The sequence below is a fragment of the Roseateles sp. UC29_93 genome (assembly GCF_042695725.1).
Taxonomy (GTDB): domain Bacteria; phylum Pseudomonadota; class Gammaproteobacteria; order Burkholderiales; family Burkholderiaceae_C; genus Roseateles; species Roseateles noduli_A.
This window is the reverse complement of record NZ_CP170545.1, coordinates 5,807,483-5,830,766: the sequence shown is the minus strand read 5'-3', so window position 1 is coordinate 5,830,766 and position 23,284 is coordinate 5,807,483. Positions and strand designations below refer to the sequence as shown.

Annotated in this window: 19 protein-coding genes and 2 pseudogenes; 12 read left to right on the top strand and 9 right to left on the bottom strand. The window is 68.5% G+C overall.

Translation table 11 applies throughout. The features are described from left to right. The first annotated feature begins 52 nt into the window (after nt 1-52). Entirely contained in the window at nt 53-2,047 is a 1,995-nt protein-coding gene (locus ACFJIX_RS27030; protein ID WP_377155731.1) for a M3 family metallopeptidase, read from the top strand. Here ACFJIX_RS27030 and ACFJIX_RS27025 read toward each other — a convergent pair. Then, on the bottom strand, nt 2,032-2,880 hold the full coding sequence (locus ACFJIX_RS27025) for an HAD family hydrolase (protein ID WP_377155730.1): 849 nt from the start codon (nt 2,878-2,880) through the stop codon (nt 2,032-2,034). The genes ACFJIX_RS27030 and ACFJIX_RS27025 overlap by 16 nt on opposite strands. Before the next feature lie 93 nt (nt 2,881-2,973). On the opposite strand from ACFJIX_RS27025, the pseudogene mdtD reads away from it, so the two are divergent. After that, a pseudogene (gene mdtD / locus ACFJIX_RS27020) lies at nt 2,974-4,438 on the top strand (multidrug transporter subunit MdtD). Nucleotides 4,439-4,533: 95 nt separating this feature from the next. Here the strand turns inward: mdtD and ACFJIX_RS27015 are convergent. From ACFJIX_RS27015 to ACFJIX_RS27005, 3 genes are all read right to left on the bottom strand, one after another. After that, nucleotides 4,534-6,267: a PhoH family protein gene (locus ACFJIX_RS27015; RefSeq protein ID WP_377155728.1), complete on the bottom strand. Its 1,734-nt coding sequence runs from the start codon at nt 6,265-6,267 to the stop codon at nt 4,534-4,536. 384 nt (nt 6,268-6,651) lie between these two features. Next, a complete protein-coding gene (locus ACFJIX_RS27010) occupies nt 6,652-7,131 on the bottom strand; it encodes a peroxiredoxin (protein WP_067270239.1) in 480 nt (159 codons plus the stop codon). 194 nt (nt 7,132-7,325) lie between these two features. Continuing rightward, a complete protein-coding gene (locus tag ACFJIX_RS27005) occupies nt 7,326-7,700 on the bottom strand; it encodes an Mth938-like domain-containing protein (protein WP_377155726.1) in 375 nt (124 codons plus the stop codon). Between the two features lie 138 nt (nt 7,701-7,838). On the opposite strand from ACFJIX_RS27005, the pseudogene ACFJIX_RS27000 reads away from it, so the two are divergent. The 5 genes and pseudogenes from ACFJIX_RS27000 to ACFJIX_RS26980 all read left to right on the top strand — a co-directional run bounded on the left by ACFJIX_RS27000 (nt 7,839) and on the right by ACFJIX_RS26980 (nt 13,370). After that, nucleotides 7,839-9,066 (top strand): annotated as a pseudogene (locus ACFJIX_RS27000) (pyridoxal phosphate-dependent aminotransferase). A gap of 27 nt (nt 9,067-9,093) precedes the next feature. After that, nucleotides 9,094-10,404 carry a homoserine dehydrogenase gene (locus ACFJIX_RS26995; RefSeq protein WP_377155725.1) on the top strand — a complete coding sequence of 437 codons (1,311 nt, stop codon included), beginning with the start codon at nt 9,094-9,096 and terminating at the stop codon, nt 10,402-10,404. Then, on the top strand, nt 10,401-11,810 hold the full coding sequence (gene thrC / locus ACFJIX_RS26990) for a threonine synthase (RefSeq protein ID WP_377155721.1): 1,410 nt from the start codon (nt 10,401-10,403) through the stop codon (nt 11,808-11,810). The genes ACFJIX_RS26995 and thrC overlap by 4 nt, the downstream gene beginning before the upstream one ends. Beyond that, nucleotides 11,803-13,092 carry a gephyrin-like molybdotransferase Glp gene (glp, locus tag ACFJIX_RS26985; RefSeq protein WP_377155719.1) on the top strand — a complete coding sequence of 430 codons (1,290 nt, stop codon included), beginning with the start codon at nt 11,803-11,805 and terminating at the stop codon, nt 13,090-13,092. Before thrC ends, glp begins: the two co-directional genes overlap by 8 nt. 26 nt (nt 13,093-13,118) lie before the next feature. Next, nucleotides 13,119-13,370: a MoaD/ThiS family protein gene (locus ACFJIX_RS26980; protein WP_297524171.1), complete on the top strand. Its 252-nt coding sequence runs from the start codon at nt 13,119-13,121 to the stop codon at nt 13,368-13,370. Nucleotides 13,371-13,464: 94 nt separating this feature from the next. Here the strand turns inward: ACFJIX_RS26980 and ACFJIX_RS26975 are convergent, their stop codons facing one another. Beyond that, nucleotides 13,465-14,277 carry an acyl-CoA thioesterase gene (locus ACFJIX_RS26975; protein WP_377155717.1) on the bottom strand — a complete coding sequence of 271 codons (813 nt, stop codon included), beginning with the start codon at nt 14,275-14,277 and terminating at the stop codon, nt 13,465-13,467. 101 nt (nt 14,278-14,378) lie between these two features. On the opposite strand from ACFJIX_RS26975, the gene ACFJIX_RS26970 reads away from it, so the two are divergent. Both ACFJIX_RS26970 and ACFJIX_RS26965 read left to right on the top strand, forming a co-directional pair. Then, nucleotides 14,379-14,549 carry a hypothetical protein gene (locus ACFJIX_RS26970; protein WP_377155716.1) on the top strand — a complete coding sequence of 57 codons (171 nt, stop codon included), beginning with the start codon at nt 14,379-14,381 and terminating at the stop codon, nt 14,547-14,549. Nucleotides 14,550-14,717: 168 nt separating this feature from the next. After that, entirely contained in the window at nt 14,718-14,933 is a 216-nt protein-coding gene (locus ACFJIX_RS26965; RefSeq protein ID WP_377155714.1) for a Fic family protein, read from the top strand. On the opposite strand, the gene ACFJIX_RS26960 is transcribed toward ACFJIX_RS26965, so the two are convergent. Both ACFJIX_RS26960 and ACFJIX_RS26955 read right to left on the bottom strand, forming a co-directional pair. Further along, nucleotides 14,930-16,588, bottom strand: a complete 1,659-nt coding sequence (locus ACFJIX_RS26960; RefSeq protein WP_377155712.1) for a flavin monoamine oxidase family protein — start codon at nt 16,586-16,588, stop codon at nt 14,930-14,932. The two genes, ACFJIX_RS26965 and ACFJIX_RS26960, sit on opposite strands and share 4 nt — an antisense overlap. Beyond that, nucleotides 16,570-18,141: a polyamine aminopropyltransferase gene (locus ACFJIX_RS26955; protein ID WP_377155710.1), complete on the bottom strand. Its 1,572-nt coding sequence runs from the start codon at nt 18,139-18,141 to the stop codon at nt 16,570-16,572. Before ACFJIX_RS26955 ends, ACFJIX_RS26960 begins: the two co-directional genes overlap by 19 nt. Before the next feature lie 137 nt (nt 18,142-18,278). Here ACFJIX_RS26955 and ACFJIX_RS26950 point away from each other — a divergent pair, with 137 nt between their 5' ends. Then, complete coding sequence (locus ACFJIX_RS26950; RefSeq protein ID WP_377155708.1) at nt 18,279-19,091, top strand: CPBP family intramembrane glutamic endopeptidase; 813 nt, start codon at nt 18,279-18,281, stop codon at nt 19,089-19,091. Between the two features lie 5 nt (nt 19,092-19,096). Here the strand turns inward: ACFJIX_RS26950 and ACFJIX_RS26945 are convergent, their stop codons facing one another. Then, nucleotides 19,097-20,029, bottom strand: a complete 933-nt coding sequence (locus tag ACFJIX_RS26945) for an SOS response-associated peptidase family protein (RefSeq protein ID WP_377155707.1) — start codon at nt 20,027-20,029, stop codon at nt 19,097-19,099. Nucleotides 20,030-20,069: 40 nt separating this feature from the next. Continuing rightward, nucleotides 20,070-20,924 carry a metallophosphoesterase gene (locus ACFJIX_RS26940; RefSeq protein WP_377155706.1) on the bottom strand — a complete coding sequence of 285 codons (855 nt, stop codon included), beginning with the start codon at nt 20,922-20,924 and terminating at the stop codon, nt 20,070-20,072. 270 nt (nt 20,925-21,194) lie between these two features. On the opposite strand from ACFJIX_RS26940, the gene ACFJIX_RS26935 reads away from it, so the two are divergent. Both ACFJIX_RS26935 and ACFJIX_RS26930 read left to right on the top strand, forming a co-directional pair. Next, nucleotides 21,195-22,895: a type VI secretion system Vgr family protein gene (locus ACFJIX_RS26935; RefSeq protein ID WP_377155705.1), complete on the top strand. Its 1,701-nt coding sequence runs from the start codon at nt 21,195-21,197 to the stop codon at nt 22,893-22,895. Next, nucleotides 22,892-23,278 (top strand): hypothetical protein, encoded by a 387-nt coding sequence (locus ACFJIX_RS26930; protein WP_377155704.1) that lies wholly within the window; start codon nt 22,892-22,894, stop codon nt 23,276-23,278. Before ACFJIX_RS26935 ends, ACFJIX_RS26930 begins: the two co-directional genes overlap by 4 nt. The last annotated feature ends 6 nt before the right edge of the window (nt 23,279-23,284 follow it).

The following is a 23,284-nucleotide window of genomic DNA, read 5'->3' as shown; positions in this document are numbered from 1 at the left end:
GGTGAGGGCGGGGACGAGAATCCCCGCCATTCCGATTCCTGGAGAGTTTCCGATGGCCTCGACGCATGCGTTGATCCTGGCGGCCTGCGCGATCGTGTCCGCGCCGGCGTTCGCTCAATCCGAGGCTCGGGCGCCCGCGCTGCCCACGCCGGCGTTTCCCAGCTTCGTCGACGGCAAGGCCGTGGACCGGGCCTGTGATGCCGGTCTGAAGGCGCTGAACCGCGAGGTCGCCCAGTTGGCCAGGCGCAAGGTCGACAAGGGCTGGCTCGCCGCCTACGACCTGGTGATCGCGCATCACGAGGATGCGCGGTTCCCGATCGAATTCGTTCAGAACGTGCATGCCGACAAGGCCGTGCGCGACGCCGCCCAGGATTGCGCGCTGCGCTGGACCGACTTCCAGACCGCGCTGACGCAGAACGAGAAGATCTATCGCGGCCTGAAGACCGCGCCCGCCGCAGACGCGATCGACCGCGAACTCAAGCGCAACGCGCTGGGGCTGTTCGAGGACAGCGGCGTCGGCCTGTCGAAGGACAAGCGCTCGCGCGCCAAGCAGATCCTGGACCGGCTCTCCGCGCTCGACCAGCAGTTCTCGAAGGCGATCCGCGACGCCAACATCCGCGTCGCGTTCACCGCCGAGGAACTGCGCGGCGTGCCCGACGGCGTCTGGAAGGACAAGCCGCGCGACGACCAGGGGCGTTATCTGCTCGGCGTCGACAACCCGACCTACACCGCGCTGATGCAGACCGCCGAGAGCGGCGCCGCGCGCGAGCGCATCTGGCGCGCCAAGACCAACGAGGGCGGCGAGGGCAACCTCAAGCTGCTCACCGAGATCATCACGCTGCGCAAGGAGTACGCCGGGCTGTTCGGCTACGACAACTACGTCGACTTCAACCTGCGTCGCCAGATGGCCAAGGACGGGGCCACGGCGACGCGATTCCTCGGCGAGGTCAAGGGCACCGTCCAGCAGGGCGAGCGCGCCGATCTGGAGGAGCTCCGGCGCGCGAAGGCCGCGCATCTCGGGACCGCGGTCGAGTCCACCACCGTGACGCAATGGGACGGCGTCTACTACGCGGAGCGCATCCGCAAGCAGCGCTTCACCGTCGACCAGGAAGCCTTCCGCCCGTACTTCCCGCCCGCCGAAAGCCTCGCCTTCACGCTGCGCGTCGTCGACCGGCTGCTCGGCGTGACGCACACCGCGGTGAAGCTGCCCGGCCTCTGGCATCCCGACGTCAAGGCCTACGTCGTCAGCGACACGGCCACGGGCAAGGCGCTCGGCACGCTCTACGTCGATCCCTTCCCGCGCGACGGCAAGTACAACCACGCGGCGGTCTGGCCGCTGCGCTCCAGCAGCACGCGCCTGGGGCGCCATCCTGCGGCGGCGCTGGTCGTCAACCTCGATCGCGGCGGGCTGTCGCTCGACGAGCTGGAGACGCTGCTGCACGAGCTCGGCCACGCGGTCCACAACAACCTCGCCCACACGCGCGACGTGTCGCTGGGGCAATGGGCGGTGATGCACGACTTCGTCGAGGCGCCGTCGCAGATGCTCGAGGACTGGGTCTACGACCCGCGCGTGCTCAAGCTGATGGCCGAGGTCTGCCCGACCTGCAAGCCGGTGCCCGACGAACTCGTCGGCAAGGCCCGCGAGGCGCGCGACTTCGCCAAGGGCACGAAGTTCGGCCGCCAGCATCTGTATGCGAGTTATGACCTCGCGCTGCACGGCGCGGAGATCCAGGATCCGCTGGCGCTGTGGGCCAGGATGGAAGGCGACACGCCGCTTGGCCACGTGGCGGGCACGATGTTCCCGTCGCGCTTCGCGCACATCGCGGGCAGCTACGGCGCGGGCTACTACGGCTACCTGTGGAGCCTGGTCGTCGCGATGGACCTGCGCACGCCGTTCGCGGCCGACAAGCTCGATGCCGCCGTGGGCCGCCGTTATCGTGACGCGGTGCTGTCGCGCGGCGCGGAGAAACCGGCGCCGGAACTGGTGCGCGACTTCCTCGGTCGCGATGCCAATGCCAACGCGTTCTACGACTACTTGCGCAAGTAGGTCCGCCAGTCGTCGCGGATGAACTGCACCACGGCGTCCTCATGGTGGAAGCCGATGATGCGGTGCGCCGCCTGCTTCACGTCGTCGCTGGCGTTGGCCATCGCGACGGCGTGATGCGCCGCCTTCAGCATCGTCAGGTCGTTGACCTGGTCGCCGAAGACGACGAGTTCGCGCTCATGCAACGCGTAGCGCTGCGCCAGCGTCGCGATCGCCTGGTCCTTGCTGGCCCGGCGGTCGTGCACGTTGAGCCAGGGCCAACCCGGCATGTAGAGGTCCTCGGCCAGGTGCGTCGTGACGAGATCGCCGCAGGTGCTCAGGATCTCGGCCTGCAACGCTTCCAGCGGCTCCGCGCGGCCGACCACCAGCAGCGTGACCAGCGGATCGTCCAACTGGTCCTGCAGGCGGTCGACGTGGCGCAGCCGCGGATCGGCGTTGCGCTGACGCTCGGTGACGAAGCGCTGCTGGCCTTCGTTCTGCACTTCCTGCCAGAAGAGCTGGTCGCCCTTGGCGCCGTGCGTCGCGATGAAGGGCATCAGGCCGTGCCGCCGCACCAGCGCGAAGATGGCCTGGCCGAGCGCCGGCTCCATCGCGTTGACCAGCTCATGCCGGCCGGTGCGCAGGTCGCTGATGTAGGCGCCGTTGGACGACACCACCGGCAATGAGATGGGCAGCCCTTCGAGGATGCGGGCGATCGACACCACGTGCCGCGCGCTGGCGACGGTGAAGGCCAGGCCCTCGGCCAGCAGTTCGGTGAGGCCCGCGCGGGTGGCGGCGGAGAGGCGGGCCTGCGGATCGAGCAGGGTCCCGTCGAGATCGGAAACGTAGAAGCGCATGGGTCCTGGGCAGCGAGGTCCGGGGCGCGTCCGCGCGCCGCGACAAGCGCACATCCTACGCCGCCGGGGTCCGATACTTGCCGGATGCCGCCCATGCCTTCCTCCTCGACGACGCCGCTCGACGTGCTCGGTCGCCCGATCCTCGATGACGCCACCCGCCGCTGGCTGCCATGGGTCGTCGCGCTGGCGTTCTTCATGCAGACGCTGGACACGACCATCCTCAACACCGCGCTGCCGGGCATGGCGCGCGACCTCGGCGAAGACCCGCTGCGGATGCAGTCCGCCGTCGTCGCCTACCTGCTGACGGTGGCCTTGCTGATCCCCGCGTCGGGGTGGCTGGCGGACCGCTTCGGGACGCGGACCGTTTTCCTGTGGGCGATCGGGCTGTTCAGCCTGGGTTCGCTGGCCTGCGCGGTGTCGCCCAGCCTGCACGTGCTGGTCGCGTCGCGGGTGGTGCAGGGCGTCGGTGGTGCGCTGCTCGTGCCCGTCGGACGGCTGGTCGTGCTTCGGGCCTTCCCGAAGGCCGAGTTCCTCGCGGTGATGACCTTCATCAGCCTGCCAGGGCTGGTCGGACCGCTGCTCGGGCCGACGCTGGGCGGCGTGCTGGTGGAGTTCGTCAGCTGGCACTGGATCTTCCTGATCAACCTGCCGGTCGGGCTGGCCGGCGCCTTCGCCTGCCGCCGCTTCATGCCGGAGATCAAGGGCCCCATCGGCAAGCGCTTCGACTGGGGCGGCTACGGGCTGTTCAGCGTGGGGCTGATGCTGATGTCGCTGGCGCTGCAGGGCTTCGGCGAGCACATGGTCAGCGTCGCCGTGTGCTTCGTGATGCTGATCGCCGGCGTGGCCTGCATGATGGCCTACTGGCTGCATGCGACGCGCACGGAGGAGCCGCTCTTTTACGCCCGCGCTCTTCGCCGTGCCGACCTTCCGCATCGGGCTGCTGGGCAACGTCTTCGCGCGGCTGGGCAGCGGCGCGACGCCGTTCCTGACGCCGCTGTTCCTGCAGGTGGGGCTGGGCTTCTCGCCCAGCGAAGCGGGCCTGTCGATGATCCCGTCGGTGCTCGGCGCGATGTTCACCAAGACGCTGGCGATCCGCCTGATCAAGCGTGCCGGCTACCGCCGCGTGCTGATCGTCAACACGCTGCTGCTGGGCGTGCTGATCGCGAGCTTCGCGCTGATCCCGCGCGGCGTCGGGCATGTCTGGCTGGCGATCCACCTCGGGCTGTTCGGGATGGTCAACAGCATGCAGTTCACCGCGATGAACACGCTGACGCTGGGCGATCTCGACGAACGCACCGCGAGTCCCGGCAACAGCCTGCTGGCCGTGGTGATGCAGTTGTCGATGAGCCTGGGCGTGGCGACCTCGAGTGCCTTCCTGCTGCTGTTCTCGCACGGGCTGCCGCGCACCGAGGGCGCCGCGATCGTTCCCGCCTTCCACGGCACCTATCTTGCGCTCGGCGCCATGGCTGCGCTGGCGGCGTTCATCTTCTACCAGCTGCGCCGCGACGAAGGTGCCGCCGAGGAAACCGTCCAGTCGAAACTGACCCCCGAAGAGTAGGGCGCGCTCGCCCGAAAGCGGGGTCGACGCGGGAATGAAAAAGCCACCCCGAAGGGTGGCTTGGCGGGAGCGGGAAGGGCCGGCAGGCCCGCCGCTCAGAGCACCTCGGAGGCGAAGTCCGCGAGCCGCGAGCGCTCGCCGCGCGCCAGCGTGACGTGCCCGCTGTGCGCCCAGCCCTTGAACTTGTCGACCGCGAAGGTCAGGCCGGAGCTGCCCTCGGTCAGGTAGGGCGTGTCGATCTGCGCCAGGTTGCCCAGGCAGACGATCTTCGTGCCCGGACCCGCGCGCGTGATCAGCGTCTTCATCTGCTTGGGCGTCAGGTTCTGCGCCTCGTCGATGATCACGTACTTGTTCAGGAAGGTGCGCCCGCGCATGAAGTTCAGGCTCTTGATCTTGATCTTGCTGCGCACCAGGTCGTTGGTGGCCGCGCGACCCCATTCCCCGGCGGCGCTGTCGCCACGTCCCAGCACTTCCAGGTTGTCGTCGAGCGCGCCCATCCACGGGCCCATCTTTTCCTCTTCCGTGCCGGGCAGGAAACCGATGTCCTCGCCGACCGGGACCGTGACGCGGGTGACGATGATCTCGGTGTAGCGGCGCTCGTCCAGCACCTGCGACAGACCCGCGGCCAGCGTCATCAGCGTCTTGCCCGTGCCGGCCGAGCCGGTCAGGGTGACGAAGTCGCAGTCCGGATCCATCAGCAGGTTCAGCGCGAAGTTCTGTTCGCGGTTGCGCGCGGTGACGCCCCAGACCGAATGCTTCTGGTGGCCGAAGTCCTTCAGCGTGCGCAGCACCGCGGTCTTGCCGGTGATCTCCTGCACCTTGGCATAGAGTGGCGCGGCGCCCGGCGCTTCCAGGTAGATGAGCTGGTTCACCAGCAGCGTCGGCACCAGCGGGCCGCTGATCCGGTAGAACGTGGTGCCGCCTTGCTGCCAGCTCTCCATCGTCTTGCCGTGGCGCTCCCAGAAGTCCGCCGGCAGTGCCTGCACGCCGGTGTAGAGCAGGTCGGAGTCTTCCAGCGTCTTGTCGTTGCGGTAGTCCTCCGCCGGCAGGCCCAGCGCGCGGGCCTTGATGCGCATGTTGATGTCCTTGGACACCAGCACCACCTCCCGGCCGGGCTGCTGCTGCTTCAGCGCCTGGACGACGCCCAGGATCTGGTTGTCGGCCTTGCCCTGCGGCAGGCCTTGCGGCAGCGGGGCCTCGAACAGGGTCGTCTGGAAGAACAGCTTGCCGCCGGCCTCGCGATGACCGGTCTGGTCCAGCGGCAGGCCCTTGGACATTTCCTCGATCGTGCTCGACTTGAGGCTGGTGGCCAGCGCGTCCAGGTCGCGGCTGACCTGGCGCACGTTGCGGGCGACCTCGGTCATGCCCTTCTTGTGGCCGTCCAGCTCCTCGAGCGTGATCATCGGCAGGTAGATGTCATGTTCCTCGAAGCGGAACAACGACATCGGGTCATGCATCAGCACATTGGTGTCGAGCACGAACAGCTTGGGGTCACCGGCCGGCTTGCGCGCCTTGGCGCGGGTCGGGGCGGTTTTCTTCGCGGGGGCCCTGGACGGGGCCGGCGACACCAGCGCCAGCGACGGCGAATTGCCGCCGCGGGCTTCGACGGGCTCCGTGCGCGCACGCGCGCTGGCCGCGGACGGCTGTGCGGGAGCGGCGGCGGAATGGCTGGCCTCGGGCTCGTGCCGGGTCGCCGCGATCGGGGCGGCGAGGGGGGCGGACGGTCTGGCCTCGTTCTGGGGGAGCCGTTTGCTGGGCGACAGGTCGGTCGCGAAGGCGTCGGAATCTAGGCGGCTGGCGCGCTTGGTCGGAGGCTTGGGCAGTGGCATGTGCGGGGGTGACGGGCTTGCGTGATGAGCCTGGGTCGATGCGGACCAGGGGTCATGCCCCGGGCCTGACGGGCGGTGGCGATGCCGGAGGTATCGGCGGCATCGGGGGCCTCGAACTCGCACGCGGATCCCAGAAGACAAAAAGCCGCACCGGGGGCGGTGCGGCTCGTCCTTGGGAATTCATTCGCTGCGATCAGGCACAGGGGCATGCGGCTGATTATGCACAACTCGCGGCGTCCGCCCGTGACGGACGCATGGCGGCGTTGCTGTCAGACGCCGCCGTGCGCGGCTCAGCGCAAACCCGAGGTGTCGGCGATCGGATTCGATGGTCCGATGCGAAGTTCCGCGGCCCTCAGGACGTCCTGGCGCGGGCCGCGCAGACGATCAGGCGGCTTCCTTCTTGAGGGCCTTGACGGCCTTCAGGACTTCCTCGACGTGGCCGGCGACCTTCAGGCCGCGCCACTCTTCGCGCAGGATGCCCTGGGCGTCGATCAGGAAGGTCGAGCGTTCGATGCCCTTGACCTTCTTGCCGTACATGATCTTGTTCTTCACCACGCCGAACATGTGGCAGAGTTTCTCTTCGGTGTCGGCGATCAGTTCGAACGGCAGTTCCAGGTTCTGCTTGAACTTGTCGTGCGAGGCCATGTTGTCGCGGGAAACTCCCAGCACGACGGCGCCGGCCTTGACGAATTCCTTGTGGTGATCGCGGAACTGCATCGCTTCGGTCGTGCAGCCCGGGGTGTTGTCCTTCGGATAGAAGTACAGCACCACGACCCGACCCAGGAATTCCTTGGGAGTGAACTTCACGCCTCCCGTGGCAAGAGCTTCAATGTCCGGGAGGGGTTTGTTGAGCGCTGGCGTCATGTGGCGTTCTTCAGAGAGATGTGCCCGGGTGGGCATAGCCAGCGATTATACGTTGAATGGGTCGTTCCTCGCCCCCTCTGACATGGACGAGTAGGCAGCCTCCCAGAGAGAGGGAGGCAAGCCGCGGCGGCGGCAGGGTTCGCGGGGGCCGGGGCGGGCGTTCAGGACGCGATCAGGACGCGATCACGCCGGGCTCATGGCTCGATCAGCAGGGCCGCCAGCACCGCGCGGCCCTCGCTGGCCAGCACGTTGTACGTGCGGCAGGCGGCGCCGATGTCCATGGTTTCCATGCCGATGCGGGCCTGGATCAGGCCCCGGTACAGCGCGGGCCTGGCGAAGCGCAGCTTCGATCCGCTGCCGAAGATCACCAGCTCCGGCTTGAGTGCCAGGATGCGCTCGAAGTGCGCCTCGGTGAGGTCCTCGAAGCGGGTGACATCCCAGTTCTCCGGCTGCCCTTGCCATGGCACCAGCACGCTGTGGGCCTGCTCGACGCCGTTGACCCACACGTGGTTCAGGTCGTGGGCCGAAATCATGTTGCCGCCGAGCGGCTGGTCGGGTTGAAATTTCATTGAGGGTGATTCTGGCAGCGACGGAGGGTGTCTCCCCGCGGGCGTGGGATTACCCGCGATAACCCTGTGTTTAAATCGATGGCCCCGATTTTCCCCTGTGTGTTCCCCTTGCGGAACCTTACCTCGCCCGGAGTCATCTTGAGAACCGTCGCCAAGTCCAGCAAGCTTTCCAGCGTCAGTTACGACATCCGCGGGCCTGTGCTGGACAAGGCGCGGCAGATGGAGGAAGAGGGGCAGAAGATCATCAAGCTCAACATCGGCAACACGGCGGTGTTCGGGCTGACGCCGCCGGACGAGATCGTCCAGGACATGATCCGCAACCTGGCCGACGCCGGCGGCTACACCGACAGCAAGGGGCTGTTCGCGCCGCGCAAGGCGGTGGTGCACTACACGCAGGAGAAGGGCATCCGCGGCGTGTCGGTGGACGACGTCTACCTGGGCAACGGCGCGTCCGAGCTGATCCAGATGGCGATCAACGCGCTGGTCAACGACGGCGACGAGATCCTGATCCCGTCGCCCGATTTCCCCCTCTACACGGCGGTGGTCGGCCTGTCGGGCGGGCGCCCGGTGCACTACCTGTGCGACGAGGGCACCGGCTGGCTGCCGGACCTGCAGGACATCGAATCGAAGATCACGCCGCGCACCCGCGGCATCATGGTCTGCAACCCCAACAACCCGACCGGCGCGCTGTACCCGGACGACGTGCTGCTGGGCATCATCGAGATCGCGCGGCGCCACGAGCTGATCGTCTTCGCCGACGAGATCTACGACAAGACGCTCTACGACGGCAACACCCACACCAGCATGGCCAGCCTGGCCGACGACGTGCTGTTCGTGACCTTCAATGGCCTGTCCAAGAACTACCGCAGCTGCGGCTACCGCGCCGGCTGGATGGTGGTGTCGGGCGAGAAGCGCCATGCCCGCGACTACATCGAGGGCCTGAACATGCTGGCCTCGCTGCGCCTGTGCGCCAACACGCCGGGCCAGCTCGCGATCCAGACGGCGCTGGGCGGCTACCAGAGCATCAAGGACCTGGTCGCGCCGACCGGCCGGCTGTGCCACCAGCGCGACCTCGCGTACGAGCTGCTGACGCAGATCCCGGGCGTGAGCGTCGTCAAGCCCAAGGCCGCGCTGTACATGTTCCCCCGCCTCGACCCCAAGATCTATCCGATCGAGGACGACCAGCAGTTCGCCTACGAACTGCTGGCCGAAGAAGAAGGTGCTGATCGTCCAGGGGACGGGCTTCAACTGGAAAGCTCCCGATCATTTCCGGCTCGTGTTCCTGCCCAACACGGACGATCTCCGTGAAGCCATCGGCCGCATCGAGCGATTCCTGGCGCAATACCGCAAACGCCACGCACGCTGACCTCCCGACCTTCTGAAAGACAAGACGATGAACCCGATCAAAGTTGGCCTGCTGGGCATTGGCACCGTGGGCAGCGGCACATTCCAGGTGTTGCGCCGCAACCAGGCGGAGATCCGCGGCCGCGCCGGCCGCGGCATCGAGATCGCGATGGTGGCCGACCTGGACGTCGAGCGCGCCCGCAGCATCGTCGGCGACGCCTGCCCGGTGGTGGCCGACGCGCGCGACGTGATCGCGAACCCGGAGATCGACATCGTCGTCGAGCTCATCGGCGGCTACGGCATCGCGCGCACGCTGGTGCTGGACGCGATCAAGGCCGGCAAGCATGTGGTGACGGCCAACAAGGCGCTGCTGGCGGTGCACGGCAGCGAGATCTTCGCCGCGGCGCGCGAGCAGGGCGTGATGGTCGCCTTCGAGGCGGCGGTGGCCGGCGGCATCCCGATCATCAAGGCACTGCGCGAGGGCCTGACGGCCAACCGCATCGAGTGGATCGCCGGGATCATCAACGGCACGACCAACTTCATCCTGTCGGAGATGCGCTCCAAGGGGCTGGACTTCGCGACGGTGCTGAAGGAAGCGCAGCGGCTGGGTTACGCCGAGGCCGATCCGACCTTCGACATCGAGGGCGTGGACGCCGCGCACAAGGCGACGATCATGAGCGCGATCGCGTTCGGGATCCCGGTGCAGTTCGATCAGGCGCATGTCGAGGGCATCACGGCGCTGCAGGCGACCGACATCAAGTACGCGGAGCAACTCGGCTACCGCATCAAGCTGCTGGGCATCGCCCGCAGAAGAGACAACGGCATCGAGCTGCGCGTGCATCCGACGCTGATCCCGTCGGGCCGGCTGATCGCCAATGTCGAAGGCGCGATGAACGCGGTGCTGGTGCAGGCCGACGCAGTCGGCACGACGCTGTACTACGGCAAGGGCGCGGGCGCGGAGCCGACGGCCTCGGCGGTGATCGCCGACCTGGTCGACATCACGCGTCTGGCGACGGCCGATCCGGACCACCGCGTGCCGCACCTGGCCTTCCAGCCGGACGCGATGAACAACACGCCGATCCTGCCGATGGCGCAGGTGCAGACGGCGTTCTACCTGCGGCTGCGGGTGGCGGACCAGGCGGGCGTGCTGTCGCGCATCACGACCATCCTGGCCGAGCACGAGATCAGCATCGACGCGGTGCTGCAGCGCGAGTCGGCCGAAGGCGAGAGCCAGACCGACCTGATCATCCTGACGCACGACACGCAGGAAGGCCGCATGAGCGAGGCGCTGGCGAAGATGCAGGCGCTGCAGACCGTGCTGGCGCCGATCGTGAAGCTGCGCAAGGAAGAGCTGGCGTGAAATACCTCAGCACCCGCGGCGACAAGGCCGAGCGCCACTTCTGCGACATCCTGCTGGAGGGCCTGGCGCCCGACGGCGGGCTGTATCTGCCGGTCGCGTATCCGCAGATCGATACCGCCACGCTCGGCCGCTGGCGCGGCCTGTCGTACGCCGACCTGGCGTTCGAGATCCTGTCGCTCTACATCGACGACATCCCTGCCGCCGACCTGAAGGCGATCGCGCACCGGACCTACACCGAAGCCGTCTTCGGCACGCCGCAGATCACGCCGCTGAAGCCGCTGGAGCCGGGTCTGGCGCTGGTCGCGCTGTCCAACGGCCCGACGCTGGCGTTCAAGGACATGGCGATGCAGCTGCTCGGCCAGCTGTTCGAGTACGAGCTCCAGCGCCGCGGCGAGACGCTGAACATCCTCGGCGCGACTTCCGGCGACACCGGCAGCGCCGCCGAGTACGCGATGCGCGGCAAGGCCGGCATCCAGGTCTTCATGCTGAGCCCGCACGGCCGCATGAGCCCGTTCCAGCAGGCGCAGATGTTCAGCCTGCAGGACCCCAACATCCACAACATCGCCGTGCAAGGCGTGTTCGACGACTGCCAGGACATCGTCAAGGCGGTGTCCAACGACCTCGACTTCAAGCGCGGCCACCGCATCGGCACCGTCAACTCGATCAACTGGGCGCGGCTGCTGGCGCAGGTCGTCTACTACTTCGCCGCGTACTTCCAGGCGACGAAGACCGACGGCGAACGCGTGAGCTTCACCGTGCCGTCGGGCAACTTCGGCAATGTCTGCGCGGGCCACGTGGCGCGCAGGATGGGCCTGCCGATCGAGCGCCTGGTCGTGGCGACCAACGAGAACGACGTGCTCGACGAGTTCTTCCGCACCGGCGTCTATCGCCCGCGCGGCGCCGAGCACACGCTGGAGACCTCCAGCCCGTCGATGGACATCTCCAAGGCGAGCAACTTCGAGCGTTTCGTGTTCGATCTGCTGGACCGCGACGCCTCGCGCGTGAAGCGGCTGTTCGGCGAGGAACTGGCCTCGAAGGGCTTTTTCGAGATCACCGCCGAGGAGCGCGCCCGCATCAGCGAATGCTACGGTTTCGTCTCGGGGCGCAGCACGCATGAGGATCGCGTGGCGACGATCCGTCTGTGCCATCAGCAGTACGGCGTCGTCATCGACACGCACACGGCGGATGGCTTGAAGGTCGCGCTCGCGAAGCGCGAGCCGGGCGTGCCGATGCTGGTGCTGGAAACGGCGCTGCCGGCCAAGTTCGCCGTCACCATCGAGGAAGCGCTCGGCATCGTGCCGCCGCGCCCGGCCGCGCTCGACGATCTCGAGACGCGTCCGAAGCGCGTCAGCGTGATGCCGGTCTCGGTGGAACAGGTCAAGCAGTTCATCGTCGACCATGTCTGACGCGAAGAACGTCCCGGGCGCCGCTGCCACACCGCGCGCGCCGATGATGCCGATGGAGGAGGCGCTGGAGCGCCTGCTCTCGCAGGTCACGTCGCTGGGGCGGACCGAGTCGGTGACGACGCCGCTGGCGCGCGGTCGTGTGCTGGCGCAGGACCTGGTCTCGCCGCTGGACGTGCCGCCCTACGACAACAGCGCGATGGACGGCTACGCGATGCGCGCGGCCGACGTCGCGGCGCTGGGCGGCGAGGGCGCGGTATTGCCGGTGTCGCAGCGCGTGGCGGCGGGATCGGTGCCGCAGCCGCTGCAGCCCGGCACGGCGGCGCGGATCTTCACCGGCGCGACCGTGCCCGAGGGCGCCGACTCCGTGCTGATGCAGGAGCAGTGCGAGGCGATCGCCGATGCCACGGGCGCGTCGGGCGGTCTCGGTCAGGTGCGCATCAACGGGCCGCTGACGGTGGGCCTGCACATCCGCCGTCGAGGCGAAGACCTGCGCGTCCGTCAACCGGTGCTGAGCGCCGGCATGCGCCTGAATGCGGCCTCGCTGGGCTTGGCCGCGACGGCCGGCGCGGCGGCGCTGACGGTGGCGGCGCGCCCCCGCGTCGCGCTGTTCTCGACCGGTGACGAGCTGGTGCTGCCGGGTCAGCCGCTAGGCCCCGGCCAGATCTACAACTCCAACCGCACGACGCTGCACGCGCTGCTGCTGGCGATGGGGTGCGAGGTGCGCGACCTGGGCATCGTGCCCGACTCGCTTGAGGCGACCCGCGCGGCCTTGCGCGAGGCGTCGAAGGATGCGGACCTGATCCTCAGCTCCGGCGGCGTGTCCGTCGGCGAGGAAGACCACCTGAAGCCCGCGCTCGAGCGCGAAGGCCGCCTGGACCTGTGGCAGATCGCGATCAAGCCCGGCAAGCCGCTGGCGTTCGGCGAGGTGACCAGCACCGGCGGGCGCACCTGGTTCATCGGACTGCCGGGCAACCCGGTGTCGAGCTTCGTGACCTTCCTCCTGTTCGTGCGGCCGGTGCTGCTGCGGATGCAGGGCGCGACGCAATTGACGCCGCGCGCCTTGCCGCTGCGGGCGGAGTTCACCTGGACGAAGGCCGACAAGCGCCGGGAGTTCCTGCGCGCGAAGCTGAGCGACGTGGGCGGGCTGCAGCTGTTCGGCAACCAGAGTTCGGGCGTGATGAGTTCGGCGGCGTGGGCCGACGGCCTGATCGACCTGCCGCCGGGCAGCACGGTGGCGCCGGGTCAGGTCTTGCGCTTCATTCCGTTCAACGAGCTGTTCTGACGTCTGTTCTGACGAATCGACCCGAGATGACGATCACCGTGCGCTACTTCGCCTCGCTGCGCGAGGCCCTGGGGACAGACGAACGCTTCCCTCACCACGCCGGCGCGACGCTGGGCTCTATCCGCGATGCGCTGATCGCCAGCGACGCGGCGCACGCGGAGGCGCTGGCGCGCGGACGCGCGATCCGTTGCGCGCTGAACCAGCAGATCCTGCCCGAGGACACGCCCGTCGACGACGGCGCGGAAGTGGCGTTCTTCCCGCCAGTCACGGGCGGTTGAATCGGTGACCGATCCGGCGGACGGGCTCGGCCGCCGTTCAAGGTCAGGCGGCGGATGAACGTGGCCGTTGATCGCCGCAGCGGCGAGTGCCGCCTCACTCCTTGAAATACACCATCTGGTGCGTGCTGGCCAGCATGTGGCCGTCGTCGCTCCAGACTTCGGCGGTCTGGTCGAAGTAGCCGTTGCGGAAGTTGAGCGCCTTCGCCATCGCGAGCACATGCCGGTCGCCCTGCTGCGCGAGCATGACCGAGTCCGCATGGAAGTAGGTCGTCAGCGTGACGGTGCCGATCGCGCCGGGCTTGCGGCGGCGGACGAAGATGCGCGGGAAGAAGCTGTCGCAGATCGCGGCGAGGGACGGGAAGTCCATCGGGCGCGCGGGCTCGTCGCGGACCCAGTAGCGGCTGATCGAATGCGGCTGCTCCTGGCCGTCGAACGGCCCCGGACCGAAGCCGGGCAGGAAGCGCATGTCGTAGCGCGAGACCCAGGCGGGCAGGAAACCGACCTTCGGCAGCGGCTTCAGTTCCGCTGCGGGCGGGATGCCCGCCGGCAGTTCGGCCTCCTTCGCGGACCAGGTCTCCCGACGCTGCGCGAAGACGGCGCTGCCGGTGGCGGCCACCTCGCCGTTCTGCGTGAGCTCGAGCACCCAATGCTGGGTCGACCGGTTCGTGCGGGCGGGTCGGGCTTCGACCTCGAAGGCGCCGTCGGCCAGCGGGCTGCAGAAGTTGATCGTCAGCGCGATCGGCTCGCCGATGCGCTCCGAATGCAGCAACGCGGCGTTGAGCATCGCCGCACCGGTCGTGCCGCCGAACGGACCGACCATGTTGGCGTAGGCCGGATTCGTCGCACCGGCGAAGCGGTGGCCGCCGGCAGGGGCGAGCAGGATGGCTTGGTCGAGGTCGTGAGGCATGCGGGCTCCTTGAGGCCAATTCTTACTGATCCGAGTCATGGACGCTCGAGGAGGCCTCACGCAAGATCTGACCCTCATCAACGACATCAGGAGTGACGACGATGGATGAAGCGATCAGGAAGCGGATCGGCATTCCGGCATTGAAGGAACGGATCATGCATCCCGCCAAGCACATGACGCCGCGGGAGGGTATCGATCCGGAGACGATGGCTGCGGCGAAGAAGGTCATGGAAGTGCATCGGGACGTTCTTCGCGCCCTTGCCAAGCGATGACGTCATGCTCAGCGAGCAAGAGGTCCGCGACTTTCATGAGTCCATCCTGTTGAATGAGGGTGGCTTGCCAGGTGACCGCGATGTCGGTTCTCTGGACGGTGCGCTGGCACGCGTCAGCCACCGGCTTCAGTACGGAGAGATCGGAGATGTCTTTGAGAGATTGCAGCCATGTATGCGGTGGCAGTCGCTCGGGGGCATGTCTTCAATGACGGAAACAAGAGGACCGGCCTCGTCGCTGCGTTGACCTATCTGGGCAGGGAGGGAATCGACCTGCAGAGGTGTCTTCAACTTGAAGAGGCTATGGTTTGCGTTGCGGAGGGATCCTTGGACGAAAAAGGGTTTGCTGAAATTCTGCAAGCGCTGCATCACGCACCGCGCTTCTAGCGAGGAGGTCGGCGCGTCAAGCGCGCCGCCACCACCTCACCTTGCGTGAACGCCTCCTCGAACACCGAGTACCCCGCCAGATCCGCATGCGCGAAATGAAGCCGCCCTTGCGGGCGCTCGCGCAGCGCGGTCAGCGCCTGTGACCCGCGCAGCCCCGGATGCGGAATGCTCATCGCGTGTCCGTAGCGCATCAACTCGATGCGCTGCAGCCGCTCCGGCAGGTCCGGGTGCATCGGCGCCATGTCCGCGAGCACGCGCGCCGCCCACGCGCGCCAGTCGTCCTGCAGCAGGTCCTTGCGCTGTGACTCGCGCAGCGAGCGGTAGGCGGTCAGCACCATCGGACCACGGCTCGGATCAAGGTCCTGCTGGTTCGCGTTGACGTAGCCCAGGGCCTCGCCACCGTAGGCGACGTTGTCCCAGGACATCGGCGCGCCGAGCCGCTCCAGCGGCGGCGCGTCGAGCAGCAGGTTCGTCACCAGCCACGGCGCGTAGCGCATGCCGTTCGCGGCCTCGATGAGCGCTGACGGAGGCTGCTCCGGCAGCCGCGCCGCGATGAACAGTGGCATCGCCATCACGACCTGATCGGCGGCCCACTGCTCCGCCACCTGGTCCTTGTCGTTCCAGACGAGCACCTGCACGCCATGGCGCTCCTCGCGCACGCGCAGCGCCGTGCGTCCGCCGTGGAAGGTCTCCGCCAGCGGCGCGGCCAGGCGCTCGGACAACCAGCCATTGCCTTGCGGCCAGGTCAGCACGGCCTCGCGTTCCTCGCCGCTCATGAAGCCGTGGCGGCTGCCGAAGTAGTGCAGCCCCGCCCACGCGGACACCTGCGTCGCATCGGCGCCGTAGTCGTCGCGGCAGCAGTAGTCGAGGTACCAGCGCAGCGGCGCGGCGGTCAGTTGGTGCTCGTCGAGCCACGCGGCGAAGGTCTTCGCGTCGAGCGCCTGGTGCGCCGGCGTCCATGCGCGATGGGTGCTCGGCATGGCGAAGCCGACCTCATGCCGCGCCCGGTCGACCAGCTCGCCGAAGCGGCGGTACTGCGCCTGCACCTCCGGCGACTCGGCCGGCGGCAGCAGCCCGTCGACCCATTGGTCGTGCCACCAGAGCCGCTCCTGTGGGCTGTGGCAGAGCCAGCGTTCCTCGTAGACGGTGCGGCCATGTTCCTGGCGGGCGAGGCCGAGGTCCTCCAGCAGCGCGCGCACCTCGACGGCCTCCGGCCCCGGCGTGGGCAGGTAGTGCGCGCCGAGCGGGCAGCGCAGCCCTTCGCCGAGCGCCGGGCCTGCGCCGATGCGATGCCCGCGGCTGTTGCCCCCGGGGGCATCCTCCAGATCGAGCAGCGCGACATCGACGCCTTGCAGTCGCAGACGGCGCGCGCAGGCCAGTCCCGCGATCCCCGCGCCGAGCACCAGCACCTGCGCGCGCTGGGGCGCGCCCGTGGCCGCCGACCAGACGGGCCGGGCGCCGCGCAGCCGATGGCCGCGCTCCCAGTTCGCGCCGGTCCAGCCGCCGGGCAGTTCCACGAGGCGCTCGGCCAGCCGATCGGCGAGCGGCCGCGCATCGCGCCCGCAAGCCGACAGCATCGGCACCAGCGATGTGGCCAGCGAGGCCGCCAGCGTGCGCGTCAGCAGGTCACGCCGCTTCAATGCAACTTGCCCCATTCGCGCTCGAACTCGTGGACCAGCACCTGGTTGGACAGGCGGTTCACTTCGAGGTGTTCCGGCCGCGCCATGTCCGGCGGGAAGCTCATCAGCGCCGGGATGCCGTCGATGCTCAGGAAGCGCAGCCCGTCCGGCAGCTTTCTCGGCATCGACCACGGACGCCGGCTCGCCAGCACGAAGCCCCATTCGCCGAAGCTCGGCACGTGGGCGTGGTACGGCGTCGCGGTGAGGCCGACCGACTCCACCGTGTTGACGACGGTCCAGAACGCGCGCGGCGCCACCAGCGGCGAGGTCGACTGGATCACCGCGTACCCCGACGCGCTCAGATGCTGGTCGACCATCTTGTAGAGGCTGGCCGTGTACAGCTTGCCGAGCGCGAAATTGCTCGGATCGGGGAAGTCGATGACGATGACGTCGAAGATCTCGTCGGTCGTCTCCAGCCAGCTGAAGGCGTCCGCGTTGACGATGTGCAGCTTCGGGCTCAGCAGCGCGTCCTTGTTCAGGTCCTTGAGCAGCGGCATCGTCGAGAACAGCGTCGTCATGTGCGGGTCGAGCTCGACCAGCGTGACCTGCTCGACGGACGGATAGCGCAGGATCTCGCGCACCGCCATGCCGTCGCCGCCGCCCAGCACCAGCACCTTGCGTGGCGCGCCCTGCGCGGCCATCGCGGGGTGCACGAGGGCCTCGTGATAGCGGTACTCGTCGCGCGAGTGGAACTGCAGGTTGCCGTTCAGGAACAGCCGCGTGCCCGCCGCGCCCTGCGTGACGACGATGCGCTGGTAGTTGCTGCTTTCCTTGAACACGATCTGCTCGCCGTAGAAGCGGTCCTCGGCCCAGGTGCTGAGCCGGTCGGCGCCCGCCATCGCCGCGGCGAGCAGGCCGATCGCCACCGCGCAGGTCAGCGCGTGCGAGCGCCAGCCGCGCAGCTCCGCGCGGAACAGCCACAGCGCCCACACCGCGACCGCGACGTTCAGCAGCCCGAAGAACAGCCCCGTGCGCACCAGCCCGAGGTGGGGCACCAGCAGCAGCGGAAAGGCCACGGCGACCAGCAGCGCGCCGAGGTAGTCGAAGGTCAGCACCTGCGACACCAGTTCCTTGAGCGCGTAGCGCTGGCGGAAATGACGCTTGAGGATGCGCATCACCAGCGGGATCTCCAGGCCGACCAGCATGCCCACGAGCAGCACCAGCCCGTACAGCAGCACGCGGAAGGCGGCGACCTGCGACGGCGGCAGCAGGCTGTGCGCGGTGAAGAGCGCCGCGGGCATCAGCCCGCCGATGACGCCGACGAGCAGCTCCAGCCGCAGGAAGTGCGCGACCAGTTGGCGGTCGATGTAGCGCGACAGCCAGGACCCGACGCCCATCGCGAAGAGGTAGGCGCCGATGATGGTCGAGAACTGCAGGACGGAGTCGCCGAGCAGGTAGCTCGCGAGCGCGCCGGCCGCGAGTTCGTAGACCAGCCCGCAGGCGGCGATGACGAAGACGCTGGCGAGCAGCAGCACCTCGGGCAGCGAGGCGCGCGCGGGGGCGTCGTCGACGGTGGGCTCTTGAGACATGGGGCGCGAGGCTATCACGCGCGCGAGGGTGGTTTCAGCCTTGGCGCGCGGCCTCGGGCGCGCCTCCCCCCACTGGGGGAAATCCCGTTCGATCCCGATACCGATCAGCAACAAACGGGCCCTACAGTCCGGATCCCATGCCGGACAACAAGTCGCCCTTTCCTTCCGCCCTGCAGGCGGGCCTGCTCCTGCTGGCCACGCTGGTGCTCCAGCAACTGGTGGGCGCGGCGCTTTACGACTTCCGCGAGACCTTGGGACTGAGCCTCGAGCAGATGACCGTGCTCGTCACGGTGCTGGCCGACGGCATCGTCATCGCCGTGGCGATGCAGATGCAGGGCGTCGGTTACCGGGAGGTCGTCCATCCCGACCTGTCGTCGCTGCTGCCGACGCTCGTCCTGGTCGTGCCCGCGGTGCTGCTGCTCACCCCGCTGCTCCTGCTGCTGAACTCGGTGCTCTTCACCGGCCTGCAGGCCGTGCTGCCGCTCTCGGACTACGAGGCGCGGGCGTTCACCGAGCTCCATCAGCCCTCGCTGTCGATGGCGCTCATGGTCTGCGTGGTGGCGCCGGTCGTGGAGGAGATGCTCTTCCGGGGCGTGCTGCTGCGCGGGTTCCTGCAGCGCTATCCAAGAGGTCTGGCGATCGGCTATTCCGCGCTGTACTTCGGCGTCGCGCACCTGAACATCTACCAGTTCTGCCTGGCCTTCCTGCTGGGGCTGCTGCTCGGCCTGCTGTACGAGCGGGGCCGCTCGCTGATGCCCTGCATCGCGCTGCATGCGGCGTTCAACACGACGGGTTTCCTGTTGAGCGATCCTGGCGAGGGGACGTCGGACGCCGGGTCGGCGATCGCGGCGGGCGCCTCGGCGGGCTCGCTGTTGTGGCTGACGGCCCTGATCGCGGCCGTGATCGGCGCGCTGGCGCTGCACAAGCTGCTCGGTCTGTGGCGGCGATGAGCTGATCAGGCCGCGAGCCGGTGCTCGTAGAACGGTCGCTCGCGGTCGTCGAGCAGGCGCTGCATGGCCGCCACATCGCCTTGCGGGTTCAGCCACGCGTCGAGGTGGGCCTCCTTGATCGGGATCACGCAGCGGTCGTGTCCCGTGGCCGCGATCTCGGGCGGCGGGTCGTCGGTGATCGCGGCGAAGGACAGGAGCGGCGGCTCGCCGGGCGCGTCCGGCGATTCCCAGCGTGACCACAGGCAGGCCACCAGCATGTCCCCGTGGCCTTGCGGTCGGAACTCGAGCACCACCTTGCGGCCGTCGCGCTCGACGATCTCGAAGAACGCGTCCGCGACCATCACGCCGTGGCTCACACCGAACTGGCCCTTCCAGAAGCCGTCGAGTCCGTCGCGGCGCGCGTTGTAGGTGCCTGGAAACTTGGTGTCGAAGAACGCGGGCTTGCCGGCCGGGCGGCACTGGTAGCGCATCGGCTTGAGCACGCGCTGGCCGTTCTCCATGACCAGGACGGGCACGTACCAGCCGGGGTAGATGCGCGAGTCCTGTTCCTCGGTCGGCAGATCGCGGCGCAGGTCGCCGAGCCAGCGCAGGCGCTGGTCGATCTTGTTCAGGGCGATCCGCCGGCTGTCCTCGGCGGTCCTGGTCGCTTTCGCGGCGAGCTTGCGTTCGGCGTCGGCGACACGGCGGCGCAGCTCGAAGAGTTCCTGCTCGATCTCCCCGGTCCGTGATTCGCGGTAGCGGACGACGGCGTCCCAGGCGCGCTGCTCGTCGTCCGTGCGCGGGTCGGCGAACATCGCCTCCATCGTCTTGGGCAGCGGCAGCTTGCGGCCGTCGGCGCGTTCCCAGAAGAGCTCGATGTAATCGGCCAGCGAGATCTTCACGCCCAGGCGGGCGCAGAAGGTCTTCCATTCCTGGCGGATGCGGGCGCTGTAGCACATGGCGGCGATGCTAGCGCCGGCATGGCGGCGACGGCCTCCCTCAATCGCGGGCCGTGCCCCTGACGCTGAACATCACCCACTCCGGCCGCATGTTGATGCGGACCGGATAGATGCTGACGCCCAGGCCGCTGGTGATGTAGACCGGCCGACCGCCGACGTCCACCCACCCGTGGGTCTTGTCCTTCGGCCAGCCGTGCGGCGCGACGGCGGAGCCGTAGAAGGGGATCCAGACCTGACCCCCATGCGTGTGCGCGGCCACGGCAAGACCCGGCACCGGCGGCAGTGCGAGTGCGCTGGCGGGGTCATGCATCAGCGTCAGCGCCTGGGCGCCGGCGGGCAGTTGGCGCGCCGCGCGGACCGGGTCGCTCTGCATCGACGTCCTGTCCCCGATGCCCAGTACCCACAGGTCAGTGCCGGGCAAGGGCACCGCCTCGTTGAGCAGCACCTGGATGCCGGCCGCGCCCAGCGCGCGACTGAACCTCGGGCCGTCGGTCCACCAGTCGTGGTTGCCGAGCACGGCGTAGACGCCGCGCGTGGCGCGCAGCCGGCCCAGCACGGCGGCCACGTCTTCCGGCGTCGTGCCGTCCTCGCCGCGGCCGTAGATGAAGTCGCCGGGCAGCAGCACGACGTCGGGCCTGGCGGCGTTGATCTCGTCGACGATGGCGTTGGCGCGGGCGATGGTCATGACGCGCTTGAACTCGTGCGCGATGTGCCAGTCGGAGGCGACCACGACTTTGAGTCCCGGCGGTCCGCGCCAGCCGGGCACCTCCACGGGGATGTCGCGCCGGGCCACCCAGCGGGGCTCGATCAGAAGGCCCCAGACCGCCAGCAAGGCGAGGGCGAGCAGCAGGCAGAGGAGGAACTTGAAAAACTTGCGGAGCGCGGACAGCAGCATCGGAGGCGTGGGCAAAGGTGTCGGGAACGGGCGTGGATCGAATCGGGACGAGGCAGTATCGACGGATCTCCCGAGCCCTGTGACCCGGCCCGGAACAGGGGCCGTCGCGCATGAGGACCCTGCGGCAACTGGAACGACACGAGCCCCCCATGCGGAAGGTCATGCCCGGCGGACGCGTCGCGCGGGCACGTTGCCAAGGTGGTGACTTTCGTCGCTTTACCCCTCTGGGGGTGCTGCCTCTAATGCAGGCCCCACCGAGCATTGCGTGACATGACCGCTTCAATCCGGCTTGAATCCCCGCTGCCCGACGGCACGTTCCGCGTGCACGAGTGCGACGCCGCAGAATCGTTGAGCGAACTGGGCGAGATCCGGCTCCGGCTGCTCAGCGAGCAGATGGACATCGCCCCGAACGATCTGCTCGGCAAGCCCGTGTCGGTGATCATCGCGCTGCGCGACACGGACACCCGCAGGCTGAGCGGCCACGTCGCCCGGTTCGTGCAGGGCGGGTTCGAGGGTCGCCACGGCGTCTACGAGATGACGCTGAAGCCCTGGCCGTGGCTGCTCACGCGCACCGCCGACTGCCGCATCTTCCAGGACATGAACGTGCCCGACATCGTGGCGGCCGTGTTCCAGGACCATCCCGTGGCGCGCTTCGAGTTCAAGCTGATGCGCCCGTACCGGCCCTGGACCTATTGCGTGCAGTACCGCGAGACGGATTTCAACTTCGTCGCGCGCCTGCTGGAGCAGGAAGGCATCTACTGGTACCTCGAGCACGATGAACGCGGCCACAAGCTGGTGCTCTGCGATGCGGCGGGCGCGCACGACAGCGTGCCGGGCTGCGAGTCGCTGCCCTTCTACGGCAACGTCGAGCAGGCGCCGCCCGCGCTGGAGCACATCAGCCGATGGACCTGCGAGCAACGCCTGCAGCCCGGCAAGGTGGTGCTGACGGACTATGACTTCGAGCGGCCGTCGACCTCCCTGCAGACCGAGCAGTCGCGGGTGCGCGGCTACGACCTGTCCGACGGCGAGATCTTCGATTTCCCCGGGGGCTACCGCCAGTCCGCCGACGGCACGCAATACGCGGAAGACCGCCTGGACGAACTGCACAGCGCCTTCAACGTCCTCACGGGCAGCACCAACGCCCAGGGCGTGTGCGTGGGCCGGCTGCTGTCGCTGAGCCGGCATCCGCGCGACGACCAGAATGGCCGCTACCTGATCACGTCGACCAGCTTGTCGGTGCGGCAGGCCGCGAGCGAATCCGGCAGCGGCCGGACCGAGCTTCGCTGCGACTTCGTCGCGATCCCCGCGGCCCAGCAGTTCCGGCCGGCGCGCCGCACGCCCAAGCCGCTGGTGGCGGGCCCGCAGACCGCCACGGTGACCGGGCCGGGGGGCGAGGAGATCCACACCGACGCCTATGGCCGCGTGAAGGTGCAGTTCCACTGGGACCGCCGCGGCCGCCGCGACGAGCGCAGCTCGTGCTGGATCCGCGTCTCGCAGCCCTGGGCGGGCAAGGGCTGGGGCGGCGTCTCCATCCCGCGCATCGGCCAGGAGGTCATCGTCGACTTCCTCGAGGGCGATCCGGACCAGCCCCTGATCGTCGGCCGTCTCTACAACGCCGAGCAGATGCCGCCGTACGGCCTGCCCGACGGCGCGATGGTCAGCGGCATCAAGTCCAAGACGCACAAGGGCACGGGCTACAACGAGCTGTCCATGAACGACACCGCGGGGCAGGAACAGATGACCCTGCACGCGCAGTACGACATGTCGACGACGGTGCTGCACGACCAGACCAACGCGGTCAACAACAACCGCACCACCACCGTGTCGGTGAACGACACCTTGACCGTCAACGCCGACCGCACGATGAGCGTGGTGGGCAAGCTGGCCGAGACCGTGAACGCCGGGCACGAGGTGACGGTCACCGCGGGGGCTACACCCAGACGATCACGGGAGCGACGACGCGCACCGTGACCGGCGACCTGACCAACACCGTCAACGGCAAGCGCGAGAACACCGTCAACGGCCACTTCGTCGAGACGGTCACCGCCGGCGAGGAGAAGACCGTCAGCGCCGGCAAGCGGCTGACCGTGACCGGCGGCTACACGCAGGCCGTCACGGGCCCGCTGGACGTCCAGACGACCGGCGCGGTGACGCAGGGCGCGACCGCGACCATGTCGCTGCACGCGACCGGGGCGGGCTCCTACACCTCGGCCGCTTCGCTGACCCTCGGCGTGGGCGCATCGACCGTCGTAATCGACGCGGGCAGCATCACGATCAGTGCCGGCGGCTCGGTCATCAAGATCGATGCCGGCGGCGTGTCGGTCAACGGCACCGAAATCTCCCTGAACTGCTGAAGAAAG

Excerpts from the sequence above, each read along its gene's own strand:
- ACFJIX_RS27030 (WP_377155731.1), top strand. The coding sequence starts at position 53 with ATGGCCTCGACGCATGCGTTGATCCTGGCGGCCTGCGCGATCGTGTCC.
- ACFJIX_RS27025 (WP_377155730.1), bottom strand. The coding sequence starts at position 2,880 with ATGCGCTTCTACGTTTCCGATCTCGACGGGACCCTGCTCGATCCGCAG.
- ACFJIX_RS27015 (WP_377155728.1), bottom strand. The coding sequence starts at position 6,267 with ATGCCACTGCCCAAGCCTCCGACCAAGCGCGCCAGCCGCCTAGATTCC.
- ACFJIX_RS27010 (WP_067270239.1), bottom strand. The coding sequence starts at position 7,131 with ATGACGCCAGCGCTCAACAAACCCCTCCCGGACATTGAAGCTCTTGCC.
- ACFJIX_RS27005 (WP_377155726.1), bottom strand. The coding sequence starts at position 7,700 with ATGAAATTTCAACCCGACCAGCCGCTCGGCGGCAACATGATTTCGGCC.
- ACFJIX_RS26995 (WP_377155725.1), top strand. The coding sequence starts at position 9,094 with ATGAACCCGATCAAAGTTGGCCTGCTGGGCATTGGCACCGTGGGCAGC.
- glp (WP_377155719.1), top strand. The coding sequence starts at position 11,803 with ATGTCTGACGCGAAGAACGTCCCGGGCGCCGCTGCCACACCGCGCGCG.
- ACFJIX_RS26980 (WP_297524171.1), top strand. The coding sequence starts at position 13,119 with ATGACGATCACCGTGCGCTACTTCGCCTCGCTGCGCGAGGCCCTGGGG.
- ACFJIX_RS26975 (WP_377155717.1), bottom strand. The coding sequence starts at position 14,277 with ATGCCTCACGACCTCGACCAAGCCATCCTGCTCGCCCCTGCCGGCGGC.
- ACFJIX_RS26970 (WP_377155716.1), top strand. The coding sequence starts at position 14,379 with ATGGATGAAGCGATCAGGAAGCGGATCGGCATTCCGGCATTGAAGGAA.
- ACFJIX_RS26965 (WP_377155714.1), top strand. The coding sequence starts at position 14,718 with ATGTATGCGGTGGCAGTCGCTCGGGGGCATGTCTTCAATGACGGAAAC.
- ACFJIX_RS26960 (WP_377155712.1), bottom strand. The coding sequence starts at position 16,588 with ATGGGGCAAGTTGCATTGAAGCGGCGTGACCTGCTGACGCGCACGCTG.
- ACFJIX_RS26955 (WP_377155710.1), bottom strand. The coding sequence starts at position 18,141 with ATGTCTCAAGAGCCCACCGTCGACGACGCCCCCGCGCGCGCCTCGCTG.
- ACFJIX_RS26950 (WP_377155708.1), top strand. The coding sequence starts at position 18,279 with ATGCCGGACAACAAGTCGCCCTTTCCTTCCGCCCTGCAGGCGGGCCTG.
- ACFJIX_RS26945 (WP_377155707.1), bottom strand. The coding sequence starts at position 20,029 with ATGTGCTACAGCGCCCGCATCCGCCAGGAATGGAAGACCTTCTGCGCC.
- ACFJIX_RS26940 (WP_377155706.1), bottom strand. The coding sequence starts at position 20,924 with ATGCTGCTGTCCGCGCTCCGCAAGTTTTTCAAGTTCCTCCTCTGCCTG.
- ACFJIX_RS26935 (WP_377155705.1), top strand. The coding sequence starts at position 21,195 with ATGACCGCTTCAATCCGGCTTGAATCCCCGCTGCCCGACGGCACGTTC.